This is a genomic window from Pseudomonas sp. JS425, from assembly GCF_018223845.1.
GTDB classification, from domain to species: Bacteria; Pseudomonadota; Gammaproteobacteria; order Pseudomonadales; family Pseudomonadaceae; genus Aquipseudomonas; species Aquipseudomonas asiatica.
Map to the genome: position 1 here is coordinate 3458483 of NZ_CP073661.1, position 20308 is coordinate 3478790.

The 20308-nt window shown below is 64.6% G+C and carries 14 protein-coding genes; 11 read left to right on the forward strand and 3 right to left on the reverse strand.

Translation table 11 applies throughout. The annotated features are described in order from the left end of the window. The first annotated feature begins 13 nt into the window (after window positions 1–13). From tssJ to KDB76_RS16270, 10 genes are all read left to right on the forward strand, one after another. Complete coding sequence (gene tssJ, locus KDB76_RS16225; protein WP_013972753.1) at window positions 14–736, forward strand: type VI secretion system lipoprotein TssJ; 723 nt, start codon at window positions 14–16, stop codon at window positions 734–736. After that, window positions 733–2076 carry a type VI secretion system baseplate subunit TssK gene (gene tssK, locus KDB76_RS16230; RefSeq protein WP_013972754.1) on the forward strand — a complete coding sequence of 448 codons (1344 nt, stop codon included), beginning with the start codon at window positions 733–735 and terminating at the stop codon, window positions 2074–2076. The genes tssJ and tssK overlap by 4 nt, the downstream gene beginning before the upstream one ends. After that, window positions 2073–2789 (forward strand): type IVB secretion system protein IcmH/DotU, encoded by a 717-nt coding sequence (icmH, locus tag KDB76_RS16235; protein WP_023661181.1) that lies wholly within the window; start codon window positions 2073–2075, stop codon window positions 2787–2789. The genes tssK and icmH overlap by 4 nt, the downstream gene beginning before the upstream one ends. Before the next feature lie 30 nt (window positions 2790–2819). Next, window positions 2820–6623, forward strand: coding sequence for a type VI secretion protein IcmF/TssM N-terminal domain-containing protein (locus KDB76_RS16240; RefSeq protein ID WP_038409689.1), 3804 nt, complete (start codon window positions 2820–2822; stop codon window positions 6621–6623). Next, window positions 6620–7528 carry a type VI secretion system-associated protein TagF gene (gene tagF, locus KDB76_RS16245; RefSeq protein WP_013972757.1) on the forward strand — a complete coding sequence of 303 codons (909 nt, stop codon included), beginning with the start codon at window positions 6620–6622 and terminating at the stop codon, window positions 7526–7528. Before KDB76_RS16240 ends, tagF begins: the two co-directional genes overlap by 4 nt. Further along, window positions 7525–10020 (forward strand): type VI secretion system membrane subunit TssM, encoded by a 2496-nt coding sequence (gene tssM / locus KDB76_RS16250; protein WP_038409690.1) that lies wholly within the window; start codon window positions 7525–7527, stop codon window positions 10018–10020. Before tagF ends, tssM begins: the two co-directional genes overlap by 4 nt. 143 nt (window positions 10021–10163) lie before the next feature. Next, window positions 10164–10682, forward strand: coding sequence for a type VI secretion system tube protein Hcp (locus tag KDB76_RS16255; RefSeq protein ID WP_013972759.1), 519 nt, complete (start codon window positions 10164–10166; stop codon window positions 10680–10682). A 95-nt stretch (window positions 10683–10777) separates the two neighbouring features. After that, on the forward strand, window positions 10778–11875 hold the full coding sequence (tssA, locus tag KDB76_RS16260) for a type VI secretion system protein TssA (protein WP_013972760.1): 1098 nt from the start codon (window positions 10778–10780) through the stop codon (window positions 11873–11875). A 154-nt stretch (window positions 11876–12029) separates the two neighbouring features. Further along, window positions 12030–14546 (forward strand): excinuclease ABC subunit UvrA, encoded by a 2517-nt coding sequence (gene uvrA, locus KDB76_RS16265; RefSeq protein ID WP_038409691.1) that lies wholly within the window; start codon window positions 12030–12032, stop codon window positions 14544–14546. Window positions 14547–14713: 167 nt separating this feature from the next. Then, window positions 14714–15307 carry a hypothetical protein gene (locus KDB76_RS16270; RefSeq protein ID WP_038409692.1) on the forward strand — a complete coding sequence of 198 codons (594 nt, stop codon included), beginning with the start codon at window positions 14714–14716 and terminating at the stop codon, window positions 15305–15307. 117 nt (window positions 15308–15424) lie between these two features. Here the strand turns inward: KDB76_RS16270 and KDB76_RS16275 are convergent, their stop codons facing one another. After that, entirely contained in the window at window positions 15425–16300 is an 876-nt protein-coding gene (locus KDB76_RS16275) for an AEC family transporter (protein ID WP_013972763.1), read from the reverse strand. A 324-nt stretch (window positions 16301–16624) separates the two neighbouring features. Between KDB76_RS16275 and KDB76_RS16280 the strand changes: the two genes are divergently transcribed. Beyond that, window positions 16625–17929: an MFS transporter gene (locus KDB76_RS16280; RefSeq protein WP_023663517.1), complete on the forward strand. Its 1305-nt coding sequence runs from the start codon at window positions 16625–16627 to the stop codon at window positions 17927–17929. 107 nt (window positions 17930–18036) lie between these two features. On the opposite strand, the gene KDB76_RS16285 is transcribed toward KDB76_RS16280, so the two are convergent. Together KDB76_RS16285 and KDB76_RS16290 are read right to left on the reverse strand one after the other, a co-directional pair. After that, window positions 18037–18999 (reverse strand): D-glycerate dehydrogenase, encoded by a 963-nt coding sequence (locus KDB76_RS16285; protein WP_013972765.1) that lies wholly within the window; start codon window positions 18997–18999, stop codon window positions 18037–18039. Between the two features lie 11 nt (window positions 19000–19010). Beyond that, on the reverse strand, window positions 19011–20303 hold the full coding sequence (locus KDB76_RS16290; protein WP_023663526.1) for an MFS transporter: 1293 nt from the start codon (window positions 20301–20303) through the stop codon (window positions 19011–19013). Between the last annotated feature and the right edge of the window lie 5 nt (window positions 20304–20308).

Sequence of the window (20308 nt, forward strand, 5' to 3'; positions counted from 1 at the left end):
AGGTTTTGCCGTCATGCAACACAAGCACACCGCCCTCAAACGCCTGACCACAGCGGCCTTGCTAGTGGCGCTGGCCGGCTGCGGGGTCACCGACCGTATCGGCAAGCGCATGGAAGACAGCTGGGCGGCCGACATGCTGGCCGACAGCGAAAAGGTCATCCTGACCTCCGACGGCGGCAACCAGCTCAACCCCGATGCCGAGGGCAAGCCGCTGTCGGTGGTGATGCGCGTGTACCAGCTGACCGACCTCGAACGCTTCGCCGCGACCGATGCCGAGACCCTGTGGGACACCCCGGAAAAGGCCTTGGGCAACACCCTGGTGGAAGCCCGCGAGATCACCCTGCTGCCGGGCATCGGCCAGATCGACCAGTGGCCACTGGCCAAGAGCGCTCGCTACGTCGGCGTGGCAGCGTTCTTCCGCAACGAACAGGACGCGCGCTGGAAGGTCGCCTTCGACGCCAACTCGCTGCGCAAGGACGGTATCTGGTTCTCTTCCGACGGCCTGCGGGTGCTGGTGGACAACACCGAAATCAGCGCCATGCGTGGCGTCGACGTACTGAACAAACCGCCGACCGCCGACCAGCTGGCAGCCGCGCAGAAGGCCCGGGACAACGCACCGACGCTCACCGACAAGGTGCAGGACGCCGTGCTCGACAAGGCCAGCGATGCCGCCGGCAAATCGGCACAGAACACCATGGATTCAACCTTCAACTCTTTAGTGGATAGCGTCAAATGAGCAAGCAGAGCCGGGTGATGTGGTCGGAAGGCATGTTCCTGCTGCCCCAGCACTTCCAGTACCAGGATGAGTTCCACCAGCACCAGCTGGCCGAGGCGACCTTGCGCACCACCCCATTCCATTGGGGTGTGCAGGTACTGCAGGTGGATGAGGACGCCCTGGCCAACGGTTCGCTGCAGCTCAAGCGACTCAAGCTGGTGTTCCCTGACGGCAGCCTTTACGACGCACCGCAGCACGACCCGTTGCCGGCTGCCCGCGACCTCAAGGACCTGCTCAAGGCCAACGACCTCAAGGTTCATGCTGCCTTGAAGCTGCCCGAGCCATTCGGCCTGAACTATGTCGAGGATGGCCAGGAACACAAGGCCGCGCGGCGTTTCCGCAAGCAGTTCGATACCCTGCCCGACCTCAATGAAGGCGAGCTGGAAAACGAAATCACCAGCCTGCGCCTGAACGTGGTGCTGCTGGTGGACGGTGACAGCCTGGACGGCTACAGCCACTGCCCGCTGGCCAGGCTGACCCGCAACAGCATGGGCGGTTTCAATCTCGACCCGCATTTCGTCCACCCCACTCTGCATCTGGGCAGCCACGAGACCCTGGCCGGCATCGGCAAGCGCCTGCTCGGCGCCCTGCAGGCCAAGAGCAAGGCCCTGTCCGGCCGACGCCGCGAACGCGCCGACCAGATCGCCGAGTTCGGCTCCAGCGACGTAACCCTGTTCTGGCTGCTGAACACCGTCAACCGCGCCCACCCGCAGCTGGCCCATCTGCTGGCGCACCCGCGCCTGCACCCCGAGCGCCTGTACCTGTTCCTTGCCGACCTGGCGGGTGGCCTGCTGACGTTCACCCTGGACACCCAGCTCAGCGACATCCCCGAATACGACCATCACGACCCGGCCGCGTCGCTGGTCAAGCTCGACGAGATGATCCGGGTGATGCTCGACAACGTGGTGCCCAACCAGTGCATCGTCATCAACCTCAACCAGACCAAGCCGTCGTACTGGCAGGGCCAGTTGCACGATCCACGCCTGACCGAGGCCGACTTCTATATCTCGGTCCATGCCGACATGCCTGGTGCCAGCCTGCTGGAGCTGGTACCGCGGGCATTCAAGGTCGGCTCGCCGGAAGACATCGAGGTGGTGGTCAACAGCGCGATGCCCGGCGTCACGCTCAACCATGCCGCACGGCTGCCCAACGCAATTCCGGTGCGCCTGGACAACCAGTACTTCGCCATCGAGCCGCATGGCCATGTCTACGAGCGAATGATGAATGCCCAGACCATCTGCTTCTACGCGCCCAGCGCCTTTACCAACCTCAAGCTTGAACTGATGGCGGTGCTCAAATGACCGAAGCCGTATTGCAACAGGGCGCCGTCGCGGCCGCCAACGACAAACCGACGCTCAAGGACCTGGTCCAGGACTTCATCAGCATGGCCCTGATCGTGCGACGTGGTCGTCAGGTCACCTCGGTGCCGGCCTTCGAAGCCAGCGTGGAACGCTTCTTCGCCAACCTGGAACGCGACGCCCGCGCAGCCAACTACAGCGCCGAACAGGTCAAGGACACCCAGTACGCGCTGTGTGCCTTCCTCGACGAGAGCGTGCTGCGCGCGAGCGACAACCAGCTGCGCCAGCACTTCGAGCTGCAGCCGCTGCAGTTCCGCTACTTCGGCGTGCACCTGGCGGGTGAAGGCTTCTTCGAGAAGGTCGATGCGCTGCGTGCCGACGTCAAGCAGAACATCGATGTACTCGAGGTCTACCACCTGTGCCTGGCCTTGGGCTTCGAGGGCAAGTTCAGCCTCGGCCAGAAAGACCAGCTGCGCTACCTGGCCAATACCCTGGGCCAGGATATTGCCCGCTACCGCAAGGCGCCCAAAGCACTGTCACCGGACTGGGCACTGCCCGACCAGGTGTCGCAGATGCTGCGCCACGAGGTGCCGCTGTGGGTTTACCTGGCGCTGATCGCGCTGGTCTGCGTCGCCGTGTACCTGACGCTGGACTGGTTGCTGGACAAGGACGTCGCCGCCCTTTCCGAACAAATCCGCCAGCTGTTCAGTGCCTGAGCAAACGTCAGGTAGCCGAGTCAGGAAGACATGAAAACATTATTGCGCCTTTTGAAGAATTTCTGGTTTCTCCTGCTGCTGCTGTGGCTGGCGAGCCTGTTGACCTGCTGGTTGGTCGCCCCGTTGCTGCCATGGCTGCAACAGCACCTGCCCGAAGCACTGGCAATCATCAGCGCCTGCTTCCTGCTGGTGATCGTGCTGCGCCAATACCAGCGCATTCGCGCCGAGCACAACCTGGAGAACCTGCTGCAGATCGAGGTTGATCGCTCGTGGAATGCCACTGGCGAGTTCCGTGACCAGCAGGTGCTGCGCGAACGCCTCAAGCATGCCATTGCCATGTTGCGCACCGACCGCTCCGCTGGAGGCGGTGGCAAGGCGGCACTGTCCGATTTGCCCTGGTACCTGGTGGTTGGCATGTCGGCAGCCGGCAAGACCTCGCTGCTGACCCATTCCGGCCTGTCGGCCAGCATTGCCACGGCCAACGACAGCGAAAGCGGCACCCAGCACTGCGACTGGTACTTCAGCCCCGACGCGGTAATGATCGACACCGCCGGCCGCTATTTGCGTGATGACCAGTCGGCCAGCGAGTTCTCGGCCTTCCTGCGCATGCTGCGCAAGCAGCGCGGCAAGGCAGCGATCAATGGCCTGGTAATGGTGGTCAGCCTGCCCGAGCTGCTGGCGGCCAACAGCGACGAACGCAATGCCCTGGCGGCCCAGCTGGTGGCGCGGGTGGAAGAGTATGCCGAGTGCCTCGACGCCAACCCGCCGGTCTACCTGATGCTGAGCAAGACCGACCAGTTGCCGGGCTTCAGCCAGGCGTTCGACGGCCTCGATCTGCATGAACGCCAGCAACCGCTGGGCATGACCTTCGGCCTGTCGGAAATCCGCAACAACGGCCTGCACGCCGTGCTGCAGACGCGCCTGGGCAACCTGCAGAACCACATTCGCCAGCATGTCGACGCGCAGGTGATCGCCCTCGGTGCCGAAGCCGACAGCACCCTGTTGAACTTCCCGCAATACTTCGCCGCACTCAGCGGTGTCCTCGAGCAGTTCCTGGAGCACTTCACCCGCGGCCATCGCGGCGGTGCCCCGCTGCTGCTGCGCGGCTTGTACTTCACCAGTGCCCTGCAGACCGGGCAGCAGCTGGGCCAGGTATACGAAGACGTCATCGCCGACGAATTCGCCCTGCAAGCCGCCTACGATGAGCACGCCGAGAACGTCGGCAAGGCCGCGGGCAACCGCAGCTACTTCATCACCGACACCTTCCGCCAGGTGATATTCCCCGATCGCGACCTGACCCTGTACCAGTCGCGCCTGGGCCGCCAGGCTGCGTTCAGCCCGCTGCTGCTGGGCCTGGCCGCCGCCACCGGGTTGCTGTTCATCGGTTGGCAGGCACTGTCGTTCACCAATAACCGCCAATGGCTGGACAGCCTGCGCGGGCAGCTGGCGCAGATCGAGCAGGCAGAAGACCGCGAGCAGCAGCTGGCCGCTGGCAAGGGCCTGGAAGTGCTGCGCGAACAGATGGCCCGCGTCGAAAACCATCGCCTGCAGGGTGTACCACTGCAGTTGGGGGGTGGCCTGTACCATGGCGAAGCCATCCACCAGGTGACTCGCACCGCCTACCTGGCGCAACTGCGCAGCCAGGCGCTGGAGCCGATCGCACGCAGCCTGCAAGTGCAGATGCGGGCCTTCAACACCTTCGCCAACGGTATCAACCAGGAGCTGGAATTCACCCCGGCCCCGACACCGAAAAAACGCAATGGCAAGCCGCTGGCCCCGGCCATTGCAGCCAAGGCCCAGGCTGCGCTGGGCAACAGCCGCGCCGGTGCCTATGCCGCCAAGGTCAACCTGGCCACCGCCAGCGATGCCGCCGAGCTGTCTGCCACCACCGGTGGCCTGTCACTGTCCGAAGAAATGCTCGGGCGCCTCGACGAACAGCAGGTGGCCTCGATCATCGATGCCTACAACACCCTCAAGCTGTACCTGTTGCTGACCGAGCCCCAAGGCCATCCGGACCCGGCCTTCGTCGCTGCCAACCTGCCCCAGGCCTGGGCCAGCGCCGCCACCGAAGGCACTCCGGCCGACGCAGCCGTGATCGCAGAAAATGCCCCGCTTTACGTACAGTTGCTGGAACAAGGCCAGGCGCCGTCGTTGCCGCGTAACGAACAGCTGATCAACGAAACCCGGCAGAATCTCAAGTCGTTCATGATCTCCAGCTCGCTGGTCGATCGCGAGTACCTGCGCCTGCAACTCGAGTCGAGCCGCCAGTTCCCAGCACTGAGCCTGAACGACCTGGTGCCGCAACCGGGCCGCGCGTTGCTGTATGGCTCTGCTGGCGTACCGGCAATCTATACCCGCCAGGGCTGGGACACCTTCGTCAAGCCGGAACTGATCAAGCTGGTGTCGGGCAACCTGCGCAACGAGTCGGACTGGGTGCTGGACGGTGAAGGTGGCGATGCCATCGTGCAAAAGGCCAACTTCGTGCGCGAGTTCATGACCCGCTACAAACGCGACTACACCCAGGCCTGGTACAAGATGGTCAGCAGCGTGGGGGTACGCCACTTCGCCGACCTGGCCTCGGCCTCCCAGCAGCTGGGGCTGCTCAGCGATGTGCAGAACTCGCCGGTGAAGAACCTGCTGGCGGCGGTCCATGACAACACCCAGTGGGACCTGCCGGTCAAGCACGCCATCCCGGCCCCCGGTAGTACCCGCGATGACGGCTTCTGGAGCAAGGTCTCCGGCCTGCTCGACACCAAGGACGCCCTGCCCGCCAATGTCGCCCCGGCCCTGCCGGCGGTGGACGACGGCAGCCTGGCCAAGCGCTTCGAACCGGTGGCGCGGGTATTTGCCGTAAACAACGCCGAAGGCGCCGACAGCACCATCATGGACCGCTACCTGGCCGCCTTGCGCAAGCTCAAGGTACGCATGAACAACATCCAGCGTTCGCAGGATGTGGGCAAGAGCAGCAAGCAGCTGATCAGCGAGACCCTGGAAGGCCAGCCGAGCGAAGTCACCACCGTGCGCAACTACGTGGAAAGCAGCGTCGACACCAGCCAGGACGGCCTGTCGCGCTCGCTGCAGGGGCTGTTCAGCCTGCCTATCCAGTATACCTGGGCGACCCTGCGCGACCCGGCCGGCCAGCAGATCGCCAAGGCCTGGGCCCAGCAGATCGCCAAGCCTTGGGAACAGGTCATGGCACACCGCTACCCGATTGCCGGCAGCAGCCGCAACGAGGCGTCGGTAAAGGACCTGCAGCGCTTCGTCGACCCCGACAGCGGCCTGCTGCCGGCCTTCAAGCGCAACGAAATCGGCAATCTGGCCGGGGGTGAAGGCCTGGGTGTGGGCGACGGCAAGGCACCGGCGCTGGTCAACCCAGGCATGCTCAACAGCATCGACAAGGCCAGCTCCGTGGGCCAGGTGATCGCCAGCCTGTCGGACCGTGACAACGGCTTCGAAATCATGCTGGAACCTTCTGCCAACTTCACCGACATCGTGTTCACCCTCGATGGCCAGGAACAGCACTACCGCAACGGCCGCAGTAGCTGGAACCGCTTCGCCTGGCCGGGCACCAGCAACGCTCCGGGTGCCCGCCTGGATGTGGTCACCCTCAGTGGCGCGCGGGTCACCGTGTTCGACTTCCCCGGGCGCTGGGGCCTGCTGCGCATGAACGAAAGCGCCCGGGTCGAGGACCTGGACGGCATTCAGCAACGCTTCAGCTGGAACACCGCCAGCGGCCGCGTGAGCCTTGTAGTGCGTAACTTCGGTGGGGTGAAACTGACCGACCTGGGTGATGTCAAGGCGCTGAGCGCCCTCAACGACAGGGGCGCCCAATGATCGGTTGCTTCGGCAAGCTGCCGTCGAGCGCAGACTTCGTCAGCCTGCATGGCGCGGCGGAAGAAGTCTGCGAGTTCGACGCCTGGCTGCAGTCTGCGTTGGCGGCCATGCGCCACCGCGAAGACTGGCAGGCATTGTTCGACGCACTGCCGATGTGCTTCTTCAATTACCGCGCGAGCAACGGCAACTGGCTGCTGGGTGGCCTGCTCAGCTCGCGGGATGCCAGCCAGCGACGCTACCCGTTCTTCATCTTCCAGTTGCTCAAGGGCGAGGGAGCCACGATGCTGGTGAACCCGTTCACCCTCGGCGAGCTGTTCAGCGCGCAGATCAAGCCGATGCTGCACCAGGCGGTGCAGGGCGCTGACTGCGCCAGCCTGTTCGAACGCATCAAGGCCCTGCGGCCGCTGCAGGCCCAGGACCTCGACCTGTTCCGCCAGGTGCACGCCAAATTCCTCAAGGATTTCAGCTTGGCCGATGTCGCCCGCGCCCTGCTGCGCTCCTGGCCGGACTTCAAAAGTGACAAGGCGCTTGCGCTACTGCAGGCAAGCCGAGCCGTGCTGCACAACGATTTCGCCGGTGGCATCGAGCTGCCCTTGCCGGCCGAACGCGGCCTGAAAAACCCTACCGCCGACCTCTGGCTGACCTGGCTGACCCGCATGAGCCGGCAGCCCGGCGTGCCGGCGGTGAGCCTGCTGGCCGACGATTTCATGAAGCCACGGCTGTACTGCCTGCCGTCGCGCCACGCCAACTGTGCCTACCGCCTGCTCAGTGGTTGCGCCGAAGCAGGTCAGCATCTGGAGCCGCTCGACCCGCTGACGGTAGCGCCACGGCTGCACGATTACGACCGATCTCTTGAACATGTCATCGGCCAATTCGTCGATGCGCTGGATGCGACGCCTGTATGAACAAGATCAAGTACTACTGCCTGCGCTACCAACCCTACCTGCTGGGAGTGGCGTTCTTCCTGGCGATCTTCCTGGTCTGGGCCATCGGCTGCGCCCTGGGCTTCGCCTCGCTGCATAGCCTGCTGGCCGGTATCGGCGTGTTCCTGCTGCTGTCGGCAGGCTATGTACTGCTGCTTTATCGCGGCGCCGGCCAGCACCACAACCTCGAAGGGTTACTGCGCGACGATGCCGACCAGGCGGTACTCAACGCCACCCCCGCCGACCGCGAAGAAGTAAGCCTGCTGCGCGAACGCCTGCTGCAGAGCATCGAGCGCCTGCGCAGCAACACACCTCGCGGCACCTCGGCCAAGGACGCGCTGTACGCCCTGCCCTGGTACCTGGTGATCGGTCAGCCGGCTGCCGGCAAGAGCACGATGATCCTGCAGTCGGGCCTGAACTTCCCCTATGCCGAACGCGAAGGCGCACGGGTTGCGGGGCTTGGCGGCACGCGCAACTGCGACTGGTTCTTCAGCTCCGAAGCCGTGCTGCTGGATACCGCCGGGCGCTACATGAACAGCCCCGAAGAAGCCGGCAAGTGGCGCGGCTTCCTGCAGCTGTTGCGCCAGCATCGCCAACGCCGCCCTCTCAACGGCTTGATCGTCAGCGTCAGCATCGCCGACATCCTGCATGGCTCGGCCGAGGACCAGGACCGCGTGGCCAAGCGCCTGCGTGAACGGATCCAGGAAAGCTGCGCGCTGCTGGAAGTGCGCCTGCCGATCTACCTGGTGTTCACCAAGTGCGACCTGATTCCCGGCTTCACCCCGTTCTATCGCCAGCTTGACGACGCCGCGCGTGGCGAGGTGATGGGCAAGACCTTCTCGCACAAGGGTTACGAACAGGCCGACTGGGGCCAGCGTTTCGGCAAGGCGATGGACGAGCTGACCGGTTACTGGCAGCAGGTGGCGAACCAGCAACTGGTGCAGCAAGATATTCAGGTAACCCGGCAGAACAATGCGGCCTATCGCTTCCCGCTGGAGCTGGCCGCACTCAAGCCGCGCCTGCAACAATTCGTCGACAGCCTGCTGCGCGCCAACCCGTACCAGAACGCCGAAATGCTGCGCGGTTTCTATTTCACTGCCGCACTGCAGGCCGATGAAGCCCTGTGGGGCAGCCACGGCCAGCATGTGGCCGAACGCTTCGCCCTCGAACATGCCGAAGGCACCGCCACTGCCGTCAGCCAGCCGGCGCCGCTGTTCATCAACAGCCTGTTCCGCAAGGTGATCATCCCCGACCAGCACCTGGTGGCGCTGTACACCAGCAACACGCGGGAGCGCCGGCGCAAGGCGGGCTGGGTTGCCGCCACCGGCCTGGCAGCCCTGGTGCTGTGCAGCCTGTGGGGCTGGTCGTACCTGAACAACCGCGCCACCCTGGCCAGCATCGCCGGAGAACTGGCCCAGGCCAAGGCCGACGACCAGGCTGCCCGCGGCCAGTACGCCGCCTGGCATAGCCTTGACCGCTTGCGCTTCTGGGCCGAGCACTACTATCGGCAGCACCGCGAACAGGGCGTGCCGCTGGGCATGCGCCTGGGCCTGTACCAGGGCCATGAGGTCGAGCCGCTGCTGCGCAGCCGTTACTTCGCCACGCTGCAGAACGTGATGCTCAAGCCCACGGCAGACAACCTGACCCGCACCCTGTACCTGCTGACCACGATCAAGGTGTACCAGCGCAACACCCGCGAACTGCAGCCTGTGAGCGGCGTGGACAGCGTCGAGGCCGAGGCGCTGCCACATGACAACCGCGCGCAGTCGATCGCCGACTTCGGCAAGGCGGCGCTGGATACCTACGTGATGCTCTCGCCGGCCCGACGCGAAAACGCCGACCCGGCGTTTCTCAAGGCGCACCTGCCCGACTACTGGTACCCGGCCATCGCCCGCCATACCGGCAAGAGCATGGCCGCGGCCGCCAGCGAGGCCGGCGGCAACCAGGACTACCTGTACGCCAGCCGCCAGATCACCTTCTACAGCGACCAGATTCGTGAGCCGGATGTGCCGCGTATCCTCGACAACGCCTTCCTGATGTCCAGTTCGCGCAATTACATCGACAGCCTGCGCGCCCAGTCGCTGCGTTCGATCGAGACCATCACGCTGGAGTCCGACACCCTGTTCGCTTTCGGCCGGGCCGACTTCCAGAGCCTGAAGAGCGAGGGCCAGCGCCAGCTGAGCGCGATCGCCAGCAAACTGCTGAACACGCCCGACATCGGCAAGATCATCATTTCCGGCCACGCCGACCAGCTCGGCGACAGCCAAGGCAACCTGCAGGTTTCGAAACAGCGGGCGCAGACCATTCGCACCTACCTGGTCGGCAAGGGCGTACCTGCCGAACTGGTGGTCGCCCAGGGCGAAGGCAGCCGCAAGCCGCTGGTCAACTGCGACCTGCAGCAACCGCGAGCGCAACTGATCAAGTGCCTGGAGCCCAACCGCCGGGTGGAAATCGAAGTACGCGGGCTCAACTGAAGCCCGCTGCAAGAACCGGCTACCCGGGCCTCACAGGAGGAGGCCCGGGTGGCGGAAAGCTACCTCTGCCGACAGGTTCGGCGAGGTCAAAACCAAGGGGCGCATGAGCAACCCTTTAAATGTTGTTAATGGAGAGTTTCACAATGGCATTTGACGCGTATATCCAAATCGACGGCATCCCGGGCGAAGTACTGGATGCAAAGCACAAGGACTGGATCGAAGTGCTGGGCTACGAGTACGGCGCCACCCAGGCCACCTCGGCTACCGCCAGCTCCTCGGGCGGTGCGTCGTCCGAGCGTGTTGCCCTGAGCGACTTCAAGATCCGCAAGGCGGTCGACAAGGCTTCGGCCAAGCTGTTCGAACACTGCTGCACCGGCAAGCACATCGCCAAGCTGAAGCTGAACGTGAACCGCGCCGGTGGTGACAAGGTCACCTACCTGACCATCGACATGGAAGAAGTCGTGGTGTCCTCGGTGCGCTTCATCGCCGGTGGCAACCAGAACGGTGAAGACAAGGCTGTGAGCGACCTGCCGGTCGAAGAAATCAGCTTCAACTTCGCCCGCATCAAGACCACCTACACCCAGCAGAACCGCACCGACGGCCAGGCTGGCGGCAACATCGTCGGCGGCTGGGACCGCACCGCGAACAAAGTGTTTGCCTGATAACCTGCGTACCCGGGGGCCGCTACGGCGGCCCACATCCCACAGCGTGCCAGGTGACCTGGCACGCTGTTCATCTGCCATGACCAGAGTGTTTTATGCCTGAAATCCTCAATGACCTTTCGCTGGCAACGCTGACCGCACCCATCGAGGGTGGCAGTGGCGAAGACTTGAGCTTCTCTGCCTTGTTCGACCAGATCAAGGAGGCACGCCGGGCAGACCCTGACTACCTGACCCAGGGCGACTGGCAAACCGACCTGAAGACCGCCGACTGGGAGCAGGTGGTCAACCTGTCGGCCCAAGGGCTGGCGCAGCAAAGCAAGGACCTGATGCTGGTAGCCTGGCTCAGCGAAGGGTTGGCCCAGCGTGAACATTTCGAAGGCATCACCTTTGGCCTTCGGCTGACCGAACAGGTACTGGAAGCATTCTGGGACACGCTGTACCCAACACTCGAAGATGGCCTGGACGAACGCGCTGCGCGGCTGTCCTGGCTGAAGACCACGCTCACCGACATTGCCGGTGGCTTGCCCATTACCCAAGGGCAGAATTTTGGCGTGTTGCGCTATGACGAATCACGCTACGTAGAAAACCTTGCCTTGCAGAACCCCAAGGCAATGCAGACCGCGCTGAACGAAGGCAAGATCAACGCCGAAATCTTCCAGCGCTCGGTGGCGCTCAGCGACACCGAACACCTGCGCACCAAGGCCCTGCAGATCGCCGCCAGCCTGGAGGCCTGCAAAGCCCTGCAAGCCAGTGCCGACCGCCTGTTCGGCCATGAGGCGCCCAGCTTTGCCAGCCTTGCCGACATGCTGTCGCGCGCCAGCCAGCTGGCTGAAAAACTGCTCAAGGACCGCGGCGTCGAACTGCACCCCGCCACTGCGGCAGCGGCAGAGCCCGAAGCCACTGTTGCCCCCACCAGCGAAGCAGGTGAACCGATGAACACACCCGTCCAGGCCACCACGCCTGCGCCGATGCGCACGACGCCACTGACCCGCGACGAAGCCTTCACCATGCTTGCGGGTATCGCCCAGTTCTTCAAGCAGAGCGAACCGCAAAGCCCGGTGCCCTACCTGATCGAACGCGCCATCAAGTGGGGCAACATGCCGCTGGAAGGCTGGCTGAGCGATGTGATCAAGGACAGCAACGTGGTGGACAACATTCGCGACGTGCTGGGCACCCGCGAGCCAAGATCCTGATGCTGTATCGGCTACACCGGCCTGTTCACGGGTAAACCCGCTCCGCCCAGGTTGTACGCGGTCCCTGTGGGAGCGGGTTTACCCGCGAAGAGGCCGGTACAGGCACCACAAATACTGCTAACGTGAGTGCTCTCAACCGCCAAGGACCGCTCAGATGCCGCCACGTTCACCCGCCCCCACCGGCTTCATTCGCGTTCGTGGCGCCCGCGAGCACAACCTGAAGAACATCGATGTGGATATCCCTCGCGACGCGCTGGTGGTATTCACGGGGGTGTCCGGCTCGGGCAAGTCCTCGCTGGCCTTCTCCACCCTCTACGCCGAAGCCCAGCGCCGCTACTTCGAATCGGTGGCGCCCTATGCCCGGCGCCTGATCGATCAGGTCGGCGTGCCGGACGTCGACGCCATCGAAGGCCTGCCGCCGGCCGTGGCCCTGCAGCAGCAACGCGGCACGCCGAGTGCACGTTCCTCGGTGGGCAGCGTGACTACCCTGTCCAGTTCGATCCGCATGCTCTACTCCCGCGCCGGCAGCTACCCGGCCGGGCAACCGATGTTGCATGCCGAGGACTTCTCGCCCAACACCCCGCAAGGTGCCTGCCCGGAGTGCCATGGGCTGGGGCGGGTCTATGAAGTGAGTGAGGCGACCATGGTCCCCGACCCGTCGCTGACCATCCGCGAGCGGGCCGTAGCGGCCTGGCCGATGGCCTGGCAGGGGCAGAACCTGCGGGACATTCTGGTGACCCTGGGCTATGACGTCGATACCCCCTGGCGCGACCTGCCCCAGCAGCAACGCGACTGGATTCTCTACACCGAAGAAACACCCACGGTGCCGGTGTATGCCGGCCTGACCCCGGCGCAAACCCGCGCTGCGCTCAAGCGCAAGCTCGAGCCGAGTTACCAGGGCACCTTCAGCGGTGCCCGGCGCTACGTGCTGCACACCTTCATGCACTCGCAGAGCGCGCAGATGCGCAAGCGTGTGTCGCAGTACATGCGCCCCAGCCCATGCCCGCAGTGCCAGGGCAAGCGCCTCAAGCGTGAGGCGCTGGACGTAACCTTCGCCGGCTGCGACATAGGCGAGCTGTCGCGGTTGTCGTTGCAGGCGCTGGCCGAGGTGTTCCGTCAGGTTGCTGCCCCAGGCTATCTGGAGCAGCACGACGGCAACCTGACCCTGGAAAAACGCCTCGCCGCGCAACGCATCGCCAACGAACTGCTCGAACGCATCGGTCCCCTGCTCGACCTGGGCCTGGGCTACCTGGCCCTGGAGCGCAGCACCCCTACCCTGTCCTCTGGAGAGCTGCAACGCCTGCGCCTGGCCACCCAGCTGAACTCGCAATTGTTCGGCGTGATCTACGTGCTGGACGAGCCGTCGGCCGGCTTGCACCCGGCCGACAGCGAAGCCCTGTTCGAAGCGCTGCAGCGACTGAAGCAGGCAGGCAATTCGGTGTATGTGGTGGAGCACGACCTGGATACCATGCGTCGCGCCGACTGGCTGGTGGATGTGGGGCCTGCCGCTGGCGAGCATGGCGGCACCATTCTCTACAGCGGGCCGCCCGCCGGCCTGGCCCGGGTCGAGCAGTCATGCACCCGGGCCTACCTGTTCAGTACATTGGCCCAGGCCACGCGCACACCACGCCAGGCCCGCGACTGGCTGAAGCTCGAAGGCATCAGCCGCAACAATCTGCACGACCTCAGTGCCGCATTCCCGCTGGGTTGCTTTACCGCCGTCACCGGTATTTCCGGCTCGGGCAAGTCGAGCCTGGTCAGCCAGGCTCTGCTCGAGCTGGTGGGGGCGCACCTGGGCCATGCCGACCTGCGCAGCGAGCCTGAGGAGCAGAGCCTGGAAGATGAACCGGAACAGGCCAGCGGCGGGTTTGTCAGCGCCGGCCTTGGCAGCATCAAGCGCCTGGTGCAGGTCGACCAGAAACCGATCGGCCGCACGCCTCGTTCCAACCTGGCCACCTACACCGGCCTGTTCGACCATGTACGCAAGCTGTTCGCTGCCACCGAACAGGCCAAGGCACAAGGCTTCGATGCCGGGCGTTTCTCCTTCAACGTTGCCAAGGGGCGCTGCGAGAACTGCGAGGGCGAAGGCTTCGTCAGTGTCGAGTTGCTGTTCATGCCCAGCGTCTACGCGCCCTGCCCGACCTGCCATGGCGCTCGCTACAACCCGGAAACCCTGGCGGTGAGCTGGCAGGGCATGAACATCGCGCAGGTGCTGCAATTGACCGTCGACCAGGCCCTGCAAGTGTTCGCCGAGCAGCCAGCGGCTCGCCGCTGCCTGCAGGTGCTGCAGGACATCGGCCTGGGCTATTTGCGCCTGGGGCAGCCGGCCACCGAACTGTCCGGCGGCGAGGCGCAGCGCATCAAGCTGGCCACCGAGCTGCAGCGCATGGCCCGCGGGGCGACGCTGTATGTACTGGACGAACCTACCAACGGCTTGCATCCGCAAGACATCGATCGGCTGCTGGTGCAGCTCAACCGCCTGGTCGATGGCGGGCACAGCGTGGTGGTGGTCGAGCATGACATGCGGGTGGTCGCGCAGAGCGACTGGGTGATCGACATCGGCCCTGGGGCCGGGGATGCCGGGGGCCAGGTGGTGGTCAGCGGCACGCCACAGGTGGTGGCCGGGTGTGCTGAAAGCCGCACTGCGGCGTTTCTGGCCAAGGCCTTGTAGCGCCTGCACCGGCCTCTTCGCGGGTAAACCCGCTCCTACAGGTACTTACACAGCTTGCAAGATCTGTGGTGAACAGAGATGCCGTCTTGCCATGATTGCGCCGCTCTAGCCCGTAGGTTCTAATCGCGCACGACCCGTTTGCCTTTGTCACCCAAGGAAGTGTCACCATGTACAGGAAGATCGTGCCGCTGGCGCTGTTGGCAACCCTGGCCGGTTGCTCGAACAGCGAGGAAACCAGCGAGGCCAGTTTCCAGAAGGCCGCCCAGGCCTACCTCGATACCCAGTACCCACACTGCTTCGTCGTCAGTTCATTTCCCACCAGAACCCAGGACTTCGACGTCCATGGCACCAACAAAGCGTTGCATGCCCTGGCCCAGGTAGGTGTGGTCAGCGAAAAGGAGATCTCGCGCACCGAGGTGCCCGCCCGCCTGTGGCAAGCGGCACGCACGGACATCTACTACGCCTATGACCTCACCGACGAAGGCCGCAAGTATTACAAGGCAGATAACGGGCTGTGCTTCGGCAAGGCTCAGGTCACCGCGATCGAGCAGTTCAGTGAGCCGAGCGAGGTGACCGGGCAGAAGATGTCGAATGTGACCTATGCCTACAAGATCACCGGGTTACCGGCTTGGGCCGGGGATGACGGGGTCAAGGCCAGCATTGCCGAACTGGGCAAGGCGGTGGCCAGCAATGACGCACCGCTCAAGGAAACCCGGGCGATGGTGCTGACCAGCCAGGGGTGGCGGTTGCAGGAGAAATAGCCGTTTGCCGTGCCGGCCTCTTCGCGGGTAAACCCGCTCCCACAGGTCCATCACAGGCCTTTAGACCTGCGCAGTACCTGTGGGAGCGGGTTTACCCGCGAAAGGGCCGGTACAGACTTACATCCACCAGGCCAGCACCACCGGCAACCAGGCAAACGACAACACCGTAGAACACATCACCAGGTTCGCCACCTGCTCCGGCTCGCGGTTGGCGCGCACCGCCATCAGGTAATTGAAAACCGCCACCGGCATCGCCGACTGCACCACCAGCACCGCACGCTCCAGGTTGCCCATGCCCAGCGCCGCACCTACCGCCCAGCCTACAGCAGCCCCCAGGCCAATGCGCAAGCCGCCCAGCAGCATGCCGCTGCCCACATGGCGCAGGCGAATGCTGGCCAGCGACACGCCCAGTGTCAGCAACATCAGCGGGATGGTCATGCCGCCCAGCAGGTCTGCGGTATTGGCCAGCCAGCGCGGCAACTCGAAATCGAGAAAGATGATCGGCATGGCGCCGGCCAGGCTGATCACGATAGGGTTGCGCAGCAGTGCCTTGAACGAAGCCGCAGTACCGGAAATGGCCATGCCGAGGGTGAACTGGACGATCGACAGTGTCAGGAAGAACGCCACGGCCAGGGCCAGCCCGTGTTCGCCAAAGGCATAAAGGCTGATCGGCAGGCCCATGTTGCCGGTGTTGGGGAACATGAACGCCGGCAACAGCACACGCCAGTGCATGCCCGAAGCGCGGCACACCAGCAAGCCGGCCAGGGCCATGCCCAAGGTGCACAGCAGGCAGGCCATGGCCATGCTGGTGAAAGCGTTCGGGTCCAGCTCGGTGCGGCTGAGCGTGGACAGCACCAGCGACGGGGTGCCGACGGTCATCACCACCCGGGCGATGAATTCGGTGGGGTAGTCCAGGCCCTTGCGGGCCCAGGCATAGCCGATGCCGGCGACGATGAAAACCGGGGCCAGGACGGCGAACAGCGAAGCGAACATGGGGGCCTTCCTTGGGGGTGGGCCCCGCATTATGCCGCAGTCTTCGGTATTGCCGGGGCTGCTTTGCGGCCCCGGGATGTCCGCCCAAGACGCATTCGTGTCGCCCACAGACTGCGGCGTCTCGTCGCACACCCAAGCCCCTTGGGCAAAACCGCGCAAGCCCGTAGAATCGCGCTTCCTTTTCGCCCGTCGCCTTGAACGGTGGCAACCGGCAACGTCGCATCCAGCCCAGGCACATCCGTGCAGCCACTCGGCCCCGTTCGGGTCGAGCCGGTGTGCGCGTCCGAAAAGGCGCTCATTCCGCTCATCCAACTAGAGGTACCTATGTCTCCGCGTTTGCTGGCCATGGCGCTGGCGCCCCTGCTCGGGCTGTTCATCATTGCCCTGGGCAACGGCTTCATGTCTTCCCTCACCACCCTGCGCCTGGGCGCTGCCGGCGAATCAGCCACCACCATCGGTGTGGTCTCCTCGACCTACTTCATCGGCCTGACCCTGGGTGCCATCTTCAACGACCGGCTGATCCTGCGCATCGGCCATATCCGCGCCTATACCAGCTTCGCCTCGCTGATCGCCGTGACCATCCTGCTGCAAGGCCTGTTCTACGACGTCACCTGGTGGTCGGTGCTGCGCCTGATCAACGGCTGGGCGGCAGTGGGCGTGTTCCTGGTGATCGAAAGCTGGCTGCTGCTGGCCGGTGACGCCAAGATCCGCGGCCGCTTGCTGGCGCTGTACATGATTGCCTTCTACGGCGCCGGGGTCATCGCCCAGGCCGGCCTTGGCGAAATCACCCAGATGGGTGACACCGCACCGTTCATGCTGGCCGGCGTGCTCGCCGCCCTGTCGGTACTGCCCATCGTGATCCTGCCGCGGGTGTCGCCACTGCTGGACCAGGTCGAACCGCTCAAGCCGCGCCAGTTGCTGGGCGTTGCGCCGTCGGGCCTGGTCGGCTGCTTCGGTTCGGGTGTGGCCATTGCCGGCATCTATGCCCTGCTGCCGCTGTACCTGCAGCGCATCGGCCTGGATGTGGGCGAGGTCGGCAACATGATGGCCTGGGTAATTCTGGGTGCCATGCTGCTGCAATACCCGGTCGGACGCTGGTCTGACCGCAAGGACCGCCAGGATGTGCTGATCGCCCTGGCCGGGCTGTGCGTGCTGCTGTCGCTGGTCACGGTGTTCCTGCCGTCTGACTCGATCCTGCTTCCGGCCATGCTGTTCTTGCTGGGCGGTGGCGTGTTCACCCTTTACCCGGTGGCGGTCAGCCATGCGGCCGACCGCGCGCCATCGGATGCACTGGTGCCGATGATCCAGGGCCTGCTGCTGATCAACTCGCTGGGTTCGGCCATGGCGCCGGTGGCGATTTCGCCGATGATGACCGAGTTTGGCGAGGCCGGGTTGTTCTGGGCCTTTGCCGTGGTCAACCTGGCCATGGTGTGCTTCTTCATGTGGCGCCGAGGCAAGCGCCCGGCGGCAGAACACCCGGCTCCGTTCACAGCTTCGACCACCTTCTCGCCGACCGGTGCCGAGCTGCGGGTGACCGAAGACCTGATGCACGCGGCGCAGGAGCACCCACCGCTGGAGCCGGTGGAGAGTGCTGCGCCAGCGCAGGCGCAGCGTTCAGAATCGCATTGACTCCGGGGGCTGCCCTGCAGCCCTTTCGCGACACAAGGCCGCTCCCACAGGATGCCCACCCGCTGAAGGAATGCGCCATACCTGTGGGAGCGGGCGCGCCCGCGAACTTAGCCATTCACCAGGTTGGCCGGGCGCTCACCAGCCAGGGCACTGAGCAGGTTGTCCACCGCACAGCGCGCCATGGCCTGGCGGGTTTCCTCGGTCGCCGAGCCGATATGCGGGGTCGCCACCACGTTGTCCAGCTGCAACAACGGCGACTGCGCCGGCAACGGCTCCTGCACGAACACATCCAGGCCGGCGCCGCGTATGCGCCGGGCACGCAACGCTTCGATAAGCGCTGGCTCATCCACCACGCGCCCGCGGGAAATGTTCACCAGAATTGCCTGGGGCTTCATCAGCGCCAGCTCCCGCGCGCCGATCAGGCCTTCGGTGCTGGCACTCAGCGGCACGGTCAGGCAAACGAAATCCGCCTGCTGCAACAGCTCGTCCAGGCTGCATTGACGCGCAGCATGGCGCGCCTCCACCTCTGGCTTTGCACGCTGACTGTGATACAGCACACGCATGCCAAAGCCGGCCGCGGCGCGCCGGGCCAGGGCCTCGCCGATGCGGCCCATGCCGACGATGCCCAGCGTCTTACCGTGCACATCACTGCCGAAATGCGCCGGGCCGAGGTTGGCCTGCCAGCTCCCGTCTCGCACCCAGTTCGCCAGCTCCACCACCCGCCTGGCGGTGGCCAGGATCAAGGCAAAGCCCGTGTCGGCGGTGGTTTCGGTCAGCACGTCGGGAGTGTTGGTCAACATCACGCCACGCCGGCTGAGTTCGGCGATGTCGTAGTTGTCGACACCGACCGAAACGCTGGACACCACTTCAAGCTGTGGCGCCAGGTCGAGCAGGCTGGCATCCAGGCGCAGGCTGGCCCCCAGCAGCCCGTGCGCCCCCGGCAAGGCATCGCGCAGACGGGCCAGGCCATCGGGCTGGGAGGTATCCACCCAGGTCACCTCGACGCGCTCTTGCAGGCGTGCCATCAAGTCGTCGGACAGGCGTTTGTACAGGACGATTCGCTTCTTCATTGCACAGGTTCCTAATGGTTCATGGCCAGACGCGAGTTGCCGCGCTTGGCCCGGCCGGATGTCTGGGAAGTATTGAGTGCGGCGGTAAGCGCCACTGCGGCCAGCAGCGCACCGCACATGAACAGGTAGGAGGCACCAGGCCCGCCGGTGACGCCATTGAGGTAACCCACCAGCCACGAGCCACCGAACGAGCCCAGCGCGCCCATGCTGTTGATCAGTGCCATGGCACCACCGGCGACGTTGGCCGGCAGGATCTCGGGCACGATTGCGAAGAACGGGCCATAGGGTGCGTACATGCAGGCGCCGGCGACCACCAGCAACGCGTACGACAGCCAGAAGTGCTCGGTGCCCAAGGCGTACGAGCCATAGAACGCGACGGCGGCGATCAGCAGTGGCGGCCAGACGAAACGCTTGCGCTTCTGCAGGCGGTCGGACGCCCACGACACACCGACCATGCCCAGCACCGCCGCCAGGTAAGGTACCGACGACAACCAGCCGGCCTGCACGATGTCGAGGTTGGCCGCCTGCTTGAGGATCGACGGCAACCACAGCACGAAGCCATACACACCGATGCTCCAGCAGAAGTACTGCAGCGAAAGGATGATCACCTGCGGCGAGCGGAACGCCTCGCGGTAGTTCTTCACCGGCTTGATACCTTGCTGCTCGGCAGCCAGCGCCTGTTCCAGGGCGGCCTTTTCCTGCTCGCTCAGCCAGTTCACCTGGGCCGGGCGGTCATCCACCAGGCGCCACCAGAAGAACGCCCAGATGACGGCGGGCAGGCCTTCGATGATGAACATCCAACGCCAGTCGTAATGCTTGACCAGGTAGCCCGACACCACCGACATCCACAGGATGGTCACCGGGTTGCCGAGGATCAGGAAGGTATTGGCGCGCGAACGCTCGGCGCGGGTGAACCAGTGGCACAGGTACACCAGCATGGCCGGCATCACCGCCGCCTCCACCACCCCGAGCAGGAAGCGGATGGCGATCAGCATGTAGACGTTGCTGACCACGCCGGTGAGCGTGGCAAGGCCGCCCCAGAGGATCAGGCAGACAAAGATCAGCTTCTTCACACTGCGCTTTTCGGCATAGATGGCACCGGGCACCTGGAAGAAGAAGTAACCAAGGAAGAACAGTGCCCCCAGCAGCGAAGACAGTGCGGGGGTGATATGCAGGTCTTCAGCCATGCCGGAAGCGGCGGCGAACCCGTAGTTGGCGCGGTCCAGGTACGCCAGGCTATAGGTGAAGAACACGATCGGGATGATGTACCACCAGCGGCGAGGTGCCAGGCTTTGGCTTTGCATGGTTC

Coding starts and splice junctions, on each gene's coding strand:
- KDB76_RS16240 (WP_038409689.1), top strand. CDS start 2,820: ATGAAAACATTATTGCGCCTTTTGAAGAATTTCTGGTTTCTCCTGCTG.
- tssJ (WP_013972753.1), top strand. CDS start 14: ATGCAACACAAGCACACCGCCCTCAAACGCCTGACCACAGCGGCCTTG.
- uvrA (WP_038409691.1), top strand. CDS start 12,030: ATGCCGCCACGTTCACCCGCCCCCACCGGCTTCATTCGCGTTCGTGGC.
- KDB76_RS16285 (WP_013972765.1), bottom strand. CDS start 18,999: ATGAAGAAGCGAATCGTCCTGTACAAACGCCTGTCCGACGACTTGATG.
- KDB76_RS16275 (WP_013972763.1), bottom strand. CDS start 16,300: ATGTTCGCTTCGCTGTTCGCCGTCCTGGCCCCGGTTTTCATCGTCGCC.
- tssM (WP_038409690.1), top strand. CDS start 7,525: ATGAACAAGATCAAGTACTACTGCCTGCGCTACCAACCCTACCTGCTG.
- tagF (WP_013972757.1), top strand. CDS start 6,620: ATGATCGGTTGCTTCGGCAAGCTGCCGTCGAGCGCAGACTTCGTCAGC.
- KDB76_RS16280 (WP_023663517.1), top strand. CDS start 16,625: ATGTCTCCGCGTTTGCTGGCCATGGCGCTGGCGCCCCTGCTCGGGCTG.
- tssA (WP_013972760.1), top strand. CDS start 10,778: ATGCCTGAAATCCTCAATGACCTTTCGCTGGCAACGCTGACCGCACCC.
- icmH (WP_023661181.1), top strand. CDS start 2,073: ATGACCGAAGCCGTATTGCAACAGGGCGCCGTCGCGGCCGCCAACGAC.
- KDB76_RS16255 (WP_013972759.1), top strand. CDS start 10,164: ATGGCATTTGACGCGTATATCCAAATCGACGGCATCCCGGGCGAAGTA.
- tssK (WP_013972754.1), top strand. CDS start 733: ATGAGCAAGCAGAGCCGGGTGATGTGGTCGGAAGGCATGTTCCTGCTG.
- KDB76_RS16270 (WP_038409692.1), top strand. CDS start 14,714: ATGTACAGGAAGATCGTGCCGCTGGCGCTGTTGGCAACCCTGGCCGGT.
- KDB76_RS16290 (WP_023663526.1), bottom strand. CDS start 20,303: ATGCAAAGCCAAAGCCTGGCACCTCGCCGCTGGTGGTACATCATCCCG.